The sequence below is a fragment of the Rhodopirellula baltica SH 1 genome, assembly GCF_000196115.1.
In the GTDB taxonomy this organism is placed as follows: domain Bacteria; phylum Planctomycetota; class Planctomycetia; order Pirellulales; family Pirellulaceae; genus Rhodopirellula; species Rhodopirellula baltica.
Map to the genome: position 1 here is coordinate 549,734 of NC_005027.1, position 15,108 is coordinate 564,841.

Consider the following 15,108-nt stretch of genomic DNA (forward strand, 5'->3'; position numbering starts at 1 on the left):
GCGTTTTGTTGGCCGTGGTACTCAGCGGAATGCCGCGGCCAACGTGCTCTAGTTCGGTGTTGTCTCGGATGAATCAAGGTCCCGCCTGCGCCAATGCGGCTGATGTACTGACGGGCTGTTGATTTCATAAGCCGCACCGCGTTAGCGGCGGTTGAGTAGATGCCAACCGGGGCTAACGCCCAACGGCTAATCGTTGTCATTCGGTATGCGACTGAATCAACAGCCTGCTAACAGACTCGAACCAACAGGCGTTGATCGCGAAGCGTTCGCTTGGCCGCTGGGGATTAAAACAGAAATTTGTCGTCGATGGGAAATGGAGCAAGACTCATAATGTTTAAGAATGTGTTTGATCGTGCTTGCTCGGCAAAGTTGCCGTCGGCTGTCGTGCTGTTTTTTTCGTTGTCGATGCTGGGATGCGAGCCCACGTCACCGGCGCCATCCGCGCGCGATGCGCGTCGTGGTGTGCAGAAGCCGGAGGGGGCACCGGATGTGCAGGAGTATACCGCTTGGCGGCCGTTTTTCACGACGGACTATGGCGTCGTGAGTGGAAGTGACATGGTTGGTACCGGATTCGCTTTTCGTTTGAGCGACGAATCCAAGCCCGTGTTTGTGACGGCTTTGCACTTGCTCGGCACAGACAATGGGTTGGAGAAAGATCTCCTGCCCAATGAATTCAGCGAGTCGATCGAATCAACCTTTCTGAGCGATGTCTTTGGTGCAACGGATGGCGTGAAGCAAATCGGTATGCCCTATCAGCCTTGTGATCCGGAGGATGAGAACGAGGCTATTGAAGCGGATGTTGTGGCATTTGATTTGGTTGGGAGATTCAAGCCTGAGTTCCTGAAACTCTCGGATGAAGCGGTCCAGCCGGGGCAGCGACTCTGGATGGTCACTGCGGTCTTTGCAGGTGCCTCGCCGAGTCAGAAGTGCCATGCCGTGAAGGTGAGCGATGTCGAAAATGGAAGGATTCAGTATCGCTTCGAGAACGAGCGTTTGTCTTTGCAAGCGACCGATGGGGCGCCCTTGCTCTTTGATTCCGGTCTCGTCGCGGGCATGCACCAGGGCGGCACGGCGGATGAGACGCAAGGCGTCTCAGGTTATGGCATCACATCCGATGTGTTGCGGCGTGCGATCGAGTCGATGTGTCTGGATCGTTCGTCGGGCGAGTTCGAGAGGTGAGATTTGTTATGCCAGGTAATTCGGCATTTTGTGATTTCGGCTTTTGATCGAGCCGGGGATCTTCAACCGGGATCGCGTTAGGGCGAAACCGTCGTTGGTTCTCGGATGGCGATCCCTTGAGGGACGTTGCGGCTTTCGGCTTCGAGAATCAGGTTGAAGTCTTGGGCTTGGTTGCTGCGAAGGACCAACTCGTAGTCGATGGTCTCGCCCGGTTTCATGGTTTTGATCTCAGTGAAGTACATCGTGTTTCCCTTTCGGTCCATGCCTGACAGCTCGGGGCTCTTCGTCTGGACTAATCTTTCGACCAGCACACCTGGTGGCAAATCAAAGTGAATCAGGACTTGCGAGTCGAGCAGGTCGGTGTCGTTGGTGATTGCGACCGCATAACGAATCGCATCGCCGACGCGAGGCGAGATGTCGCGTTGTAGCACTTGCAGTCGCAACACGCCGGCGCGGGCGGGGGTGTTGAAGCCAGGGATGGGTGTGCTGCGACCGGCGTTGGGATCGACGGGTGCCGTGCCGAGGCCGCCCGGGATGCCAGGCGATGGGCTGACCGGAGGCAAGGCAGGGCCTGGAGTCAATGGAGCGTTACGGGGGGCGGCAGGGAAAATTTGGATGCTATCGGAGACGCTGTTCGTTGCTCCCTCGTTGCTCTCCGCTGAGAACACAATGCGGCTGCTTTGAGCAGCTTCTTGAGCTTCGAATTCGGTTTCCAAAATGACCGTCTTGCCGGGAGCGAGTTCGGGAATCGTCCATGCGATGACGTAGGGTGTGTCGATGGCATAGGGATAGTCCGTTGTCGCCTGACGCGGGATCAATTGCACGTCGTACGCCATGGTCGCCCGCACGTTGGTCAACGTGACTTCGCCGGAGTTGGTGACTCGGCCCGTCGCGAGAATCAAGTCGCTGACCGCCATTCGGTCACGAACTTGCAGGTTCGCGGTGACGGCGGGTGTCGGCGGTGCTGGGTTGATGGCGATCACGCAGGATTGAGCCTGAGCCCGCTGGCCTCCCGCGGCCAGCGCGACAACGTCGATGCAACGCTGCCCCGAGTCGGTGGGAACAAACGTGACGCTGGTTTTCCATATTTCGCCTGGTTCCAATGGACCGTCCGTTTTCTGGTTGCCCACTTCGCGGCGGTTCTTTTCGCGATGAACCATGGCGTTGTCGCCGGTCACTTCCAGTTCCACTTCTCGCAGTGGTCGGTCGCCTGTGTTCTCGACTTCGAGATCAAACGTCGCTGGATCGCCCGCGGTCACTCGGTCGGTTTGAGGGCTCACACGAAGAGCCAACGCGGGACGGAAAATGTCAACGCGGACGGTGTCTTCTGCGATCAATCCTGAGTCGCCGATGGCGCGGAACGTCAGATTGAGTGCCGTTGGTGAAGTGAGCTGAACCGCCAAGTCCAATTGCTGCTGAGCGGGCATGGTGCCGATGTCCCACACGATCGAGTTCGTGAACCTTTGGGCAAACGCGTCGGTAGAAATGATGCGCACACCTGCGGGAAAACCAAGTTCAACTTTGACGCCCGTTGCGTCTTGGTCGCCGGGATTCCGCAGGTTCGCGAAAATGTCGAATGGAATTTGGTACGAGGCAACTTCGGGACCGCCGGCTCGCAGATCCAGTTGGGGACTGCTCCAGGTCACGTAGGCTTGGCCGCGTCCGAGTGTCAGGTCGGGCATGTTGTCGGACGTTCCACCAGGGCGAATCACGCGAACGTCGATGATGGCGTTGCCGCTGGTTCCCGCAATCGGTTCGAGCGTTGCACGAGCGTCACCGGAATCGTCGACGTTGACCTCAACCACGGATGAACCACCGGTGCCGGCGAAGGTGGCAAGCTCGGGGTTCATGATCTCGTAGCGGACTTTCCAGCCACGTGCAGGCAGGCTGCCTTGAGCCCGTGTGACTCGGGTGACCAAGTCCACCACCGTGCCGGCTTGGACGCGTTGCGGCGAGGGGAATTGCCAACGGGCGTCGACCCAGTAGATCGTCGCGGTGGCTTTCCGTTGATCCCAGCAATCGCTTTCAGGTGCCAACACGGTCACGTGGCTAGTCCCTTCGCTGGGGCTGCTGAGCGTGATGTAGGTTTGCCCCTTTTCCAGTTTGATGTCGTCAGCGGCATTGGCGTTACCACGTGTGATCACCATTTCTTTGGTGCTGGTCACTCCGCGAGCGAACCCGGGTGTTTCCTTTTTTGCAACTGGAACATTGGTCATGCGATGCACGAAACCAGGATCGTCATCACCGACTTCGATGATGTTGCCGACGCTGTCTTGCGTCATCATCCATTCCAGCGGTTCCGCGGTCAGCAAATACCCATCGGTGCCGCAGATGCCTGAAAGCAAGATGACTTCGCCGCCGACCGGAGCCACAATCTTTTGTGGCGTCAGCAGGATGCAGCCTCGGTCACCGCGAGGTGGCAACTGGCAAGCCTTTTGCGCTGTGATCTCGGTTCCGTAGAGAACCGCCGGAGGTCCGGTCAAGCAATCGCCGGAGCAGCCGGGCCCGGGAACGCATGGGCCGGTGTTCGCAACTCCGCTGCCGATCGTGGCATTGGGATCGACGCACTGCGGTGGATCTTCTGGTTCGGGAAACGCCGGGTTGGGTATTCCCAAGCTCGGCGACTTCAAACAGGTGCCCAATTTGCGGAGGCAACCCAAGCATCCGCAGGTGCCATCGTCTAAGCAACCCGGCAACGCGAGGCTGGTCGTGGTGGGCAGGGGAGCGAACAAGGTTTCGCCGGTGGGGTTGATCGCCGGCAAACGCAGGTTGGCACAACCGGAGGAAAGCAGTGCCGAAAGAAGGACGCTGGCCATCGTCAGAAAACGCAAGCGACCGACAACGGCGTGCTGGCCATTGCGGGGGCTTTGATCGTTCATGATCGTTTGCGTTTTCATCGATCCATCGGTCATACGTCGAGAAAGAATTCCGTCCGTAGGAAAGTTAGCACGCAGGGGGAACAGTGGCCGGATTGGCAAGGTGGAAAACGGAATTCGATCCGTTTCCTTCCGGCGAGATGAGCGATCAGACCGGTGGTGCCGATTGTCCGGGGGATCGGCTAGGCTTTCGGCAACGCATCCCGCTGAACGAAGAGAGTCGTTCTCTTTGAAACGCTTTGTTCCATCCGATTTACTCGCTCGCGACGACTGAACCTTTGCAGCCAGAACCCACCCTCACGGAAGATGAACGCCGACCGATTCGGTTTGGCATTTTGGGCACCGGCCGAATCACTCGCCGATTGGTGGCCGACTTGCAATCGACACCGGGTGTGAGCGTGACCGCGATCGCCAGCCGGACATCCGAACGCGCTCGTTGGTATGCTGATTCGTATGGAATCGCCCATGCCGTGTCCGGTTACGCGGAGTTGATCGCTCGTGATGATGTGGACGCCGTCTACGTTGCGTTGCCACCGTCACTGCATGCGGAGTGGATGATCGCATCCGCCGCGGCGGGCAAGCACGTGCTGTGTGAAAAGCCGCTGGCGACAACTTCTCAGGCGACGCAAGAGATGTCAGACGCATGTGCGAAGGCTCGAGTGCATTGGCTCGATGCGACGGCGTGGTTGCATCACGATCGGACAGACATGTTTCGGCAGTGGTTGAGCGGTGCAACGGTACCGCAAGGCGAAGCGGATTTTCGGCTCGGTTCGCTACGGCATGTCAGTTCAGCAGTTTCGTTTTTCAATCCGTTCCAATCCGGCGATCACCGACAAGACGCTGCACTGGGCGGTGGCTGTCTGCTCGATTTGGGATGGTACGCCGCTGGGATTCTAAGGCTCGCCAACGACGGACTACCAATCACGGTGAACGCTCAATCGGTGATGCGTGATGGCGTTCCGTATCGTGTGACCGCGATCATGAATTTTCCAAACGACGTGTCCGCGACAATGTCATGTGCATTCGACACCGCGACTCGAAAATGGTTCGAGATCGCGGGTGAAGAAGCTTCCATTGTTTGCGATGATTTCACACGACCTTGGCCGGACAAACCCGCACGGGGATGGGTGCACGAAGCGTCGGGCAAAGTGCATCCATTCAGCTGCGAATGCCACCAAGAGCACAACATGATTTCGCGATTGGTCGGTTGGATCAACGCGACCGAACAAGATGAACAACTTTGGGATTCACCATCGCCTCCTTGGCAAGCTTATCATCGGCAGGCGCTGGAGACGCAGCGGATGCTGGAGGCGATGGAAACTTCGATGACGACTGGCCAAACGGTGACGCTATGATTTTGATTCAAGCCATCATTCAACCGACCAAACTCTCCAACGTCCAATCGGCGCTTGATGAAGCCGGTTTCAGCGACACGATTGTCGGTGACGCTCTCGGGTATGGACGTCAACGCGGACAAACGGCGCTTTTTCGTGGCAACGAATACAAAATCGATTTGCTGCGGAAGGTCACGTTTGAGATGGTGATTGACGACGACGATTTGGAACCGGTTGTCGAAATCATTCGCAACGCGTCGCGAACGGGAACCGAAGGACAGATCGGCGACGGGAAGATCTTTGTCTTGCCTGTCGCCAATGTGATCGACATCTGATCGAGCCCTCTGAAAGAAGGCTTGCAGTTGCATTCAGGTGATGGCGATTTTTACTCACCAAATCGGTGCAGTGCCATCGCCGAACGCTCGCCATTGAGCGGTGTTTCGGCCATCCAAGTTCGCAACGCGGCAAGTGGGCTGAGCTTGCCTTCCCGCATCGCTTGGGTAATCGCCGTTCCGATTTGGTGCTGCGGGTATCCGGGCACCGCGGTTGTAGGTTGCAATCCCATCCATTGGCATCCGGCGACCAGGAACACTTCGCCCTGTTGCAGATACAAATGACTGCTGGTGATATCGACGTTGCCCAAACAGGTCGTGTCCAGATCGCTGGTTCCCAATTCGCGATGGTTGCGATCGGATTCTCGGTCCAGCCATCCTACGGGCCGGTAGCCAAATTTCGAGATCGCGAGCGTCGACCAATCCCCGGTCGACGCCATTCTGGTTTCACCCGTTTCAGGATCGATTTGGGCATACAGCAGTGATACGTTGCCGTGCCCTTCTCCGACGAAGGAGTGATCGCGGATTTGGAACAGCGTGTCATAGGCTCTGCGGACCGCATCGGACGGTTGGTGCCGATATCCCATGTGGGCCTGCAGAGCCGCTCGCACGACGGTCACATCCATCACATTGCTGAGATCGATCTTCGCAGTCGCTCCGCCATTGGGCTGGCAGATCGCGATGGCGATTTGACCATCGGGCAAGACGTCCCAGTGATGCCAGCTTTGTGCAACGTCCAGCGGAGATTCGATCATGCCATCGGCGTACCAAGACGGGCAAATCTTGGCACCCATCGGTAGCGTTTGGTGTTGCCAGATCGATACCTGATGGGCCAGGTCGATGTCCTCGGGCTCAGGGGCAACCTCAACCGCTTGATTGGTGAGGATGGAATGATCGTCTTCGCCGGGCTCCGGTGCACGTGATGGAAAATCACTGTCGAAGTCATCAATCAACGCAATGATGTCGTCGATCGCGTCGATGGTGTCCGATTCGGGTTTCGATGGCTCATCCAGTGTCGAATCGAACGACAGGACGCTGCCATGGAACGGCTCGCCTTCATCGAAATCGCTGGTGTCGGCGAAATCACTGCACATCGAATCGTCTTCGTCGGCCACGTGGCCATCCAGTTCGTCATTGTCCCAACCATGGTGGAACTCCAACGCGTCCGCGTCGAACTGATCGATCTCGGTGGGGTCATATTCGCCCGACAGAAACTGTGCGTCTTGGAGATCCAGCTTCGCTGCCAAACGCATCGTTTCTTCGTCGTAACCCGACAACAACGGCCATTGTTCCGCGTCTTCGCTGAGAGACGATGATTGGGCGGCATCGTCCGTCTCGGCGAACTCGTTGTCCAAGGCGACATCATCCAAGGCATCGTCATCCGCGACAAAGCCATACGTGGTTTTCTCGGGAACATCCAAATCACGCTGCAGGTCGGCGATCAATTCATCGCTTTTGACCAGCTGGGCTTCGATGGCGGATTCCAAGGCCGCATCCAACAAGGTTTCGTCGTCGATCAAGTCCAAGCGGTCCTGTGTGGCGGACTTCGTTTGGATTTCATCGGAGGAACCATCCGTGACGGGGGCTTTCACGGACACGGACGCATCGGCGGGAGGGAAGCCGATGTCATCCGCGGGGGGCGCGACGGTGTCGGGAGGGACAACACCGTCGGAGTTTTCCTCGACGAGGGCAGTCTCGTTGCTGGTGGGATTGTGCTCCGAGATCGTTTCCGAGTCGTCATGAGTCTCGTGTGGTGGAGGCGAGACATCACGGGAACGATCGAGGGTCACGTCGCTGGGCAGAATTAACCGGATGGAGGAATCCGGCGCGGCTTCTTGTTCTGCCAAGCGGAGCAACGTTTGCTGCAAGTTGGATGCGGCCAAACGGGCCGCGGCGGTGTGCACGTCGCTGAATGCCGTCACAGCGGCGGCATACAACCACATCGTGCCAATTGGCATCTCGGTTTCGCCCAAACAAACGCAGATTCCCGATGGGAAGGGTTCCGGTGAACGCCACGTGTTGATGGGGCCGAGATCCATGTCGTCAATCGCGACCAAGCCCTTGACCATTGCTTCCAAGTCACCACGAGCACCGCGAAGAGGACGCTGGGATCCCAGACGCTCGGCGGGTGACAAACCGAAGACGAATCGAGTTGCGAGAAACTCGGTCTCGTCGTCGAGCAAGTAAACCGCAGCCGCCGTCGTGCCGGTCGCCAACGTCGCATCGCCGAGCAATCGATCGATGCTCTCGGTCGGATCAGGACGTGATGACTGACCGGCTGCCATGGTGGCTTGGATCGCCAGTTCGACTTGCTGTTGACGCAGGATCGCTTGCTGTGCCTGCAATTGATCGGCCAAGTCGTTGGCTTGGGATGCCAAACGATGAGCGTCGCCGGAAGTCACCAATGCACGTTTGCCATGCGACTTCATCTGCCTTTGCTTGGAGGAAAGCTTGGCAGAATCTGATGCATGGTCGCCACGGTGGACACGCAGAAAATTGGATGGGTTTCTGGACACAGCAGGTACTGGGTGAATGACAAGGGAGGGAAGTCAACAATGGCTTGACATCCTTGCCAATTGCCGCCTACACGAATCGATCGGCCCGCCGTTGCCGTTTCACTGAGACGAATTGCCGGTAAGGTTTCGCTTGTTTGCCAAGACGACCGCGCAAGCCGCACAACCCGACTGAACCGGAGCGTTTGCGCTGCTACACTGCTCAGCTTGTGTCTGCGAAGCGGCAGTGTTCGGCAAAAGCCAGCCTCTTCCACGCTCGGTCGTCATTCAGAAGGAAGTCACTGCGTTGTTGAAGCGAGGGTTGAATACCGCCGGACCGATGTTGGCGTTGGTCATCGTGATCCTGTTCTTTGCCATTGCCGAATGGGCAACCGGTAGCGACGGAAACTTCACGTCCATGGCGTCGGTGCGATTGGTTGGCATTCAGAGCGTCAAGATCGGCATCGCTTCGCTGGGAATGACGTTGATCATTATTAGCGGCGGAATCGATTTGTCCGCGGGCACGGCGGCGGCTCTGTGTGGATGTGTCGCGGCACTGACGCTCGAAAGTGAATGGTCGATCGTTCCCGCTCTGGCCATGGCGGTCGGTGCTGGCGCATTGTGCGGGTTGTTCAATGGCATTTTGATCGCGGGATTGCGACTGACTCCGTTCATCATCTCGTTGGGATCGATGACGATCTTCATGGGGTTGGGCAAGAGCCTGTCCGAGCAAGGTGGCACGATCACACCGCCGGCGGAAAGTATCCCTGAATGGCTTTGGGCATCGGTCACGCCGTTTCCCAACCCGGAATGGATTGCCTACCCGTTACTGCCTAATTTTGGATGGGGCGTGTGGCTGACCATTGTGCTGGCCATCGCGACCGCGTTGCTGCTGCACCAAACTCTGTTTGGACGTCATGTGTTCGCGATCGGATCCAGCGAAGCGACCGCGAGATTGTGCGGCGTGAAAGTCCGGCAAACCAAGATCCTGGTTTATGTCATCGCCGGTGCCCTGTTCGGTTTGGCCGGTTGTGTCGACATCGCTCGGCTCGGCAAAGGCGACGCATCCGCGGGCATGGGATTGGAACTGGAGATCATCGCGGCGGTCGTGATCGGCGGCGGTTCATTGCTGGGCGGCCGCGGCAGCGTGGTCGGAACACTGTGCGGCGTGTTGATCATGAGCGTGATTGCACACGGATGCACTTCGCTGGGATTGGAAAATCACATTGAAAATATTCTGTTGGGTGTGATCATTGTCGCGGCGGTCTACGTCGATCGACTGCGAGCACTCAAGAAAGAATCCGTATGACAAAGAAATCGATTCGACTTCTTGGCGCAGCGTTCTGGTTGAGCTGTCTCGTTCTCGGTGGCGGATGGTTGGTTGCTTCCTCCCGCGACGGTGCGAAGCCATTGATCTCTTCGGTTTGGACGCCGACGGACTCGGTGATTTTGTCCGACCCGACATTGTCGCTGAGTGTCGGAGATGCCGCGTTTGCAAAGGACTCGGGCGCCGACACGTGGCATCAAGTCGGGCATGTTTTGCGAGTCAATCCAGAGGCGAAGACGGTCACGTTGTCGCTCTATGAGCCATTTGATTTGGAACGCGAAACACAGTTTTGGGATCCTGATCAATCGATCTCCGCGACGTTGCATCGATCTTCCGGCAAAGTCGACGACGTCATTGCGACCTTGTTGCCAAAACCGAAACGAGAGCAATTGGCTCAAAAGATCTCTGCCGCGATGCGTGCTCATGGCAAAGAGATCAGCGAAGCGATGTTACCTTTGGTTTTTGAAACCGTGCGTCAGAGTTTGCCGGTCATCGAATCAGAGTTGTCCGCATCATTGAAACGCCACGATGCGGAGGTTGAGGCCATCGCAGCGCGTTTTCGCGAAGACATCATCCAGGAACAAATGGTTCCGTTGGTTCGGACGGAAGTCTTGCCCGTGCTGCGTCTTCACGGACGAGAGCCGGCGGAATCGATCGGACGCGAAATTTGGGGAAAGGCGTCGCTATGGCGATTTGGTTGGCGAGCGTTGTACGACAGCGCGCCGCTGCCCGAACGAGAATTGGTTCGTGAGGAGTGGTCGCGGTTTGTTGAGCAGGAAGTTGTTCCGATCGTCGAGGATCATCTCGATGAAATCGCGGAAGCGGTCGAAGCGATTCTGCGGGATTTGGCCGCCAACGAAGTTTTGCGAGAACGACTGGGTGATGTCGCTCTTCAAATTGTCAACGACGACGAAGCTCGTGATTTACTACGGACAATCGTGATGGAAGCGATCGTCGACAACGAACGACTGCGTCAGGTTTGGGTGAATGTATGGACATCCCCCGAAGCGAGAGAAAAGTTGCGTACGGCAGGCGAAAGATTGGAACCGGTCATTCGCGAAATTGGTGACGAAGTCATGGGCACGCGACGCGAAGGAATCGAGCCTGGCTTTGCACGTGTGCTGCGAAACCAGATTTTGGGCAAGGACAAGGTTTGGATCACGCTGAAAAATGAACCCAATTTGGGGGCAGATCCTTCCCAACCAATCGCTTTGCGGGTCGCAACGGATTTTACGCCCTATCCGATCGTCCATCTGGCGTCGCCGGAGTGAATGACGCTTCGCGAGGCATCGTTCCTTGGTTAGGATGCGGGGTGTTGATTTTCATTTTTCCCGCCTTGTATGAATCCTATTGCTGCCATGGACTCACTGGACGAAGCCCCCGAAATCGCGAATCCGGAAGCGGAATTGCCCGACACGGTTGTCGACATGGCTGAGGACCAAGCGTCTCAAGCGGTGACCGATGAAGCGATCGCCGCCGCGGCCGAACATTCGGTGGAGGATTTGGAAGTCAAAGACGCCCATGTCATCTTCACCAACGTCTGGAATGACTTGGAAGAAGAGTATGGCCGCGAAAATTTGCGGTTCACCAAGGAGTTGATCCTCCTGGGTGGGGCACCGGGATCGGGCAAGGGAACCAACAGCGGATTCATTTCCAAAGCCCGCGGTTTGACCTGCGAACCAATCGTCGTCAGCAGTCTGCTCGACACTCCCGAAGCCAGACGCATCAAAGAAGCCGGCGGGATGGTCGGCGACACCGAGGTGGTCGGGATCTTGTTCCGAAAGCTCTTGGAAGAAGAGTATCGCGACGGATGCATCTTGGACGGTTTCCCGCGAACCCGCGTCCAAGTGGAATGTTTGCACTTGTTGATTCAGAAAATGAATCAGCTCTATCGTGAATATCATTCGACACCGCTGGCGATCAACTTTCGCAAACCCACCGTTCACGCGGTTGTGTTGTTCATTGATGAAAAGACCAGCATCGAGCGTCAGTTGCTTCGCGGGCGAAAGATCGCCGAGCACAACGAACGTGTTGAAACTGAAAATGATGGCGAGCCGCTTGAGCTACGGCTAACGGACCTGGATCCAACCGCCGCGAAACGACGCTATCGCGTGTTCAAGGAAAAAACCTGGGACGCGTTGCAATCGTTGAAGAAGATTTATCACTACCACTTCATCGACGCCGGTGGCGACATCGCGGAAGTGGAACGCAACATCCGCAGCGAACTGGAATATCAGTCGTCGTTGGAACTGGATCCGGAAACCTACGACGCGGTGCGGCACCTGCCGTTGGCGTCAGAACTTGGCGTGCACGCTCGTCAGGAATTGGTTCGCCGACTGGATAGTTACGAACTGGAACATCGCGAGTTGTTTCATCATGTGATCGAGATCATTCAGAGTCGGTTCATGCCGATTGTGCGTCGCCATGCGATTGCCGGTTTGGCGGTCGTCAACAGCGAAGATTCAATCTTTGACGATCCGATGACATTGGCGATGGTGATCGATGTGTTTGCTGAACGTGGTTTCCGTGCGGTCGCAAATATCAACTTGGCCGAAACACCGGATCACTTCGATCTGAAAACCGGCAAGATCACGTGCGTGACCAAGAAGATTTATCGTTTCCAAATTCGATTCTTGGGCTCGGAAATCCGCCGTGGCGGACGTTAATACGACGCTGCTGTTGATTCCAACTTCGGGTGAACGCTCGGAGTTGTTGAACCATTTGGACCTGAGTGCAGTTTCAATGAAAGGTTGGACCTGCGAGCTTTGTGGATTCGGATTGGTGGCCTCGGCAGCCGCGACGATGCGAGCGATCCAGTCGCAGCAACCGGCACGAGTTATCCTCGCTGGTATCGCGGGCGGATTGTCGGATGCCGCCTCGGTCGGTTCGGCTCATTGGTTTGATCAAGTCATCTGTGACGGGATTGGGGTGGGCGAAGGTGAACAGTTCGCTTCCGCAGAATCGCTTGGATGGCAGCAATGGCCGGGAACGGATGAAGCGTTGGTTCCGGCCGTCGGCGATCGAATCGATTTGTCACGCCCGAAGAATTTGTCTGGCGAGGATTTGCCCGAGGCCCGTTCCGAGGCAAACACTTTGATCAGCGTCTGCGCCGCATCATCGGACGGCGTGATGGCATCTCGTCGTGGAAGCCTTGCCAGTACGAATGACCACGACGGTGTGATTGCCGAGGACATGGAAGCGTTCGGGGTTGCGATGGCATGTCGAATGACATCGACTCCTTGCATGGTCGTTCGCGGAATCAGCAACGCCGCGGGAGATCGAGATCATTCGCGATGGCAAATCACCGCCTCACTACGATCCGTCGCGGACCGATTGATGCAATTGAACTGATTCGATGAAGTGAATCAGTTTGGCGGTGCGTCATCGACCGTGACCAGTTCTTCCACGCCGCCATCACCGGGATGGAATCGTCCGGCGAAGAAGTCGGCGACCAAGTGTTTACCAAGAACCGATCGTGGGCGCCGGCCAACCAGCGAACGGTACAACATCCATTGCTCGCTGCCGATTTGGATTCGAAAACCGGTGGCGATGTTGCGTGGGATCAACTGCAGGTCGTCGGCGACGGTCAGCGTTCGCCAAGTGCGTTTGCGATGGAAACGTCGTGATTGGAAATCGATCCACACGGGACTGTAGACTGCGCCGGTTCCTTCGGTGGTCACGATGACCGAATGAGATTCGTTTCCCGGGGTGCTGGGTTCGGCCGTGCAGTCGGTGGGACCGATTCGCCATTCAGCGGCCGGTAGCGGCAACATCATCGCGCGTCGTTTGTTGTCGTGAAGGTAAACTTCGCGAGTCTGCTCGTCCGGCATCGCGGAGACAGCGTCAGAAACTGGATAACGGGTGATGCAACGAATCCGCACGTCGGCAAGTGAACCAAAGGGGCTCGCCGAGTCAGTCGGCTGGCTCGAGTTCGCTTCCGAGTGTGCAGACGCAGCATCCTGGTTCGGTTCAAACTGGGCGGGCAAGACCGTGTCGGAGATCATCACGCAGCGATCATCGCGAATGACCATGAATTGTCGTTGCAACACCACGCCGCCGGTGAATGATTGTTCCAGTTCCAAGTAATGGATGTCATCGTCGGTGTATTCACATGTGGCTTGCCAATCGCCTTTGGGATCTTGGCAGACGCCGTCCAATTCGATGGATGTCTGCAACGGACCTCGAAACAGGGTGCGGCGTCCGCCCATGATTTCGATTTGCATCACCTTGTCGCTGTAGTCGATGAAGGTGCGCCCGCGGCGAACATCCCATTCCGGCAACATGGCAACCATCCCGGCCACGTCGCTGTGCCACATCGATTCGGGCAGCGAGATTTCCCACGCCAATCGGCCACCACTTTGGCTTTGGCCCAGCGACGCTGAGAAGGCGGGCAGCAATGAATCGGTGTCGTATTTCATCGCTCGTCCCATCAGTCCGGCGGGAGCGATCGGATTCGCTGGTTTGGTCGCCTTCGATGTGGATTTCTTTTTCTTCTTCGTTGCCTTGGATGCTCGCGAAACCAAACCGACGTGGTCGAGAGCGACGTCGCGTGACGTGGTTTGCGTTAGGACTTGTGAACCATCGACCCGGCTGGTCGCCGCGATCCAAGCCGCGAGTTCTTCCGCGGTGGCTTGATGCGACTTTTTGAATTTGCGTTTAGTGACGACTCGCATCAATTCTTCGCAGCGAATGATCGACGCCATCGTGGCTCGCAACGCATCCGGGGTCCGCAGGGCTTCGTCGATGGTGTCCTCATGATCCAAGTAAGCCTGGATGGCCGAGGCGGATGGCTTTGCACGGGCAACGCAGCTTGGGATGTCGGCCAGTCGATAGGCAAGCGTCAATCCCAGTTCGCCAGCCAGCAACAGGTGATGCGGCGAATCGGATTCGTCTTGGGCGAGCGTCGATGCGACCCGCCGTTGCAATTCGGCCAGTAGGTTCCACCAAAGTTCCAACGGCAGGATGGATGTCAGCGCAGGAAGCGACGATGCCCAGAGAACGCACCCCACATCGCCGGCCAAGTCCGATCGCCCATCGCGGGAAGCTTCCAAAAACATCTCCGCCGCCGGAATTAAATCCGTATCGGTCAAGGGAATTTGGATTGAATCGGCGGTCGCGAGTGTTGCCAATTGCTGGCTGAGTGGATCGACCGGTCCATGGAGCAAGGACGCCAATCCCCACAGGTAGACTTGGCCATCCAGTGCATCGTCACCAAACAGTTTGGTGGCGGGATTGCGTTGGCGACGCGCTTCGATTTTTTTGCGCAACGATTGCCAAGTCGCCGCGTCGGGCATTGGCGTGACACTCGTGAATCCATCGGTCGTCGCGGACTCGGCCACGGAAGCCTTTTTCTTGGACGAGTTTGATTTGGAGGGCGGTTTGGTCAGTGTCATGGACCCGAGATGCAACGCAGGGAATAATCGATGTTATGAACGGTGAATCCATCCGTGATTCTGAGACGGTCTTCTCCCAGTGAGAACGCCAATCGAAGGTTCTGGCCTTCGCGGAGTGATTGGGGTTCGTTCGCCGTCCATTGATCGACGATTCGACTGGCTACGCAGTCTAACC

The 15,108-nt window shown here is 57.1% G+C and carries 10 protein-coding genes; 7 read left to right on the forward strand and 3 right to left on the reverse strand.

The window, feature by feature from the left end; genetic code table 11:
- The first annotated feature begins 330 nt into the window (after positions 1–330).
- Positions 331–1,179, forward strand: a complete 849-nt coding sequence (locus tag RB_RS02115) for a hypothetical protein (protein ID WP_007331788.1) — start codon at positions 331–333, stop codon at positions 1,177–1,179.
- Positions 1,180–1,256: 77 nt separating this feature from the next.
- On the opposite strand, the gene RB_RS02120 is transcribed toward RB_RS02115, so the two are convergent.
- Entirely contained in the window at positions 1,257–4,091 is a 2,835-nt protein-coding gene (locus tag RB_RS02120; protein WP_164921379.1) for a hypothetical protein, read from the reverse strand.
- A 203-nt stretch (positions 4,092–4,294) separates the two neighbouring features.
- On the opposite strand from RB_RS02120, the gene RB_RS02125 reads away from it, so the two are divergent.
- Together RB_RS02125 and RB_RS02130 are read left to right on the forward strand one after the other, a co-directional pair.
- Positions 4,295–5,410, forward strand: coding sequence for a Gfo/Idh/MocA family protein (locus tag RB_RS02125; protein WP_011118196.1), 1,116 nt, complete (start codon positions 4,295–4,297; stop codon positions 5,408–5,410).
- Entirely contained in the window at positions 5,407–5,724 is a 318-nt protein-coding gene (locus tag RB_RS02130; protein WP_007329866.1) for a P-II family nitrogen regulator, read from the forward strand. The genes RB_RS02125 and RB_RS02130 overlap by 4 nt, the downstream gene beginning before the upstream one ends.
- A gap of 50 nt (positions 5,725–5,774) precedes the next feature.
- Here the strand turns inward: RB_RS02130 and RB_RS02135 are convergent, their stop codons facing one another.
- Entirely contained in the window at positions 5,775–8,150 is a 2,376-nt protein-coding gene (locus RB_RS02135) for a hypothetical protein (RefSeq protein ID WP_231846131.1), read from the reverse strand.
- A 310-nt stretch (positions 8,151–8,460) separates the two neighbouring features.
- Here RB_RS02135 and RB_RS02140 point away from each other — a divergent pair, with 310 nt between their 5' ends.
- From RB_RS02140 to mqnB, 4 genes are all read left to right on the forward strand, one after another.
- A complete protein-coding gene (locus tag RB_RS02140; RefSeq protein ID WP_011118199.1) occupies positions 8,461–9,522 on the forward strand; it encodes an ABC transporter permease in 1,062 nt (353 codons plus the stop codon).
- The gene (locus RB_RS02145) at positions 9,519–10,811 is read left to right on the forward strand and encodes a hypothetical protein (RefSeq protein WP_011118200.1); all 1,293 of its coding nucleotides are present in this window, start codon (positions 9,519–9,521) and stop codon (positions 10,809–10,811) included. Before RB_RS02140 ends, RB_RS02145 begins: the two co-directional genes overlap by 4 nt.
- An 87-nt stretch (positions 10,812–10,898) precedes the next feature.
- Positions 10,899–12,206: a nucleoside monophosphate kinase gene (locus RB_RS02150; protein ID WP_007329870.1), complete on the forward strand. Its 1,308-nt coding sequence runs from the start codon at positions 10,899–10,901 to the stop codon at positions 12,204–12,206.
- Positions 12,193–12,891 carry a futalosine hydrolase gene (gene mqnB / locus RB_RS02155; protein ID WP_011118202.1) on the forward strand — a complete coding sequence of 233 codons (699 nt, stop codon included), beginning with the start codon at positions 12,193–12,195 and terminating at the stop codon, positions 12,889–12,891. Before RB_RS02150 ends, mqnB begins: the two co-directional genes overlap by 14 nt.
- Positions 12,892–12,905: 14 nt before the next feature.
- Here mqnB and RB_RS02160 read toward each other — a convergent pair whose 3' ends face one another.
- The gene (locus RB_RS02160; RefSeq protein WP_164921380.1) at positions 12,906–14,933 is read right to left on the reverse strand and encodes a hypothetical protein; all 2,028 of its coding nucleotides are present in this window, start codon (positions 14,931–14,933) and stop codon (positions 12,906–12,908) included.
- Between the last annotated feature and the right edge of the window lie 175 nt (positions 14,934–15,108).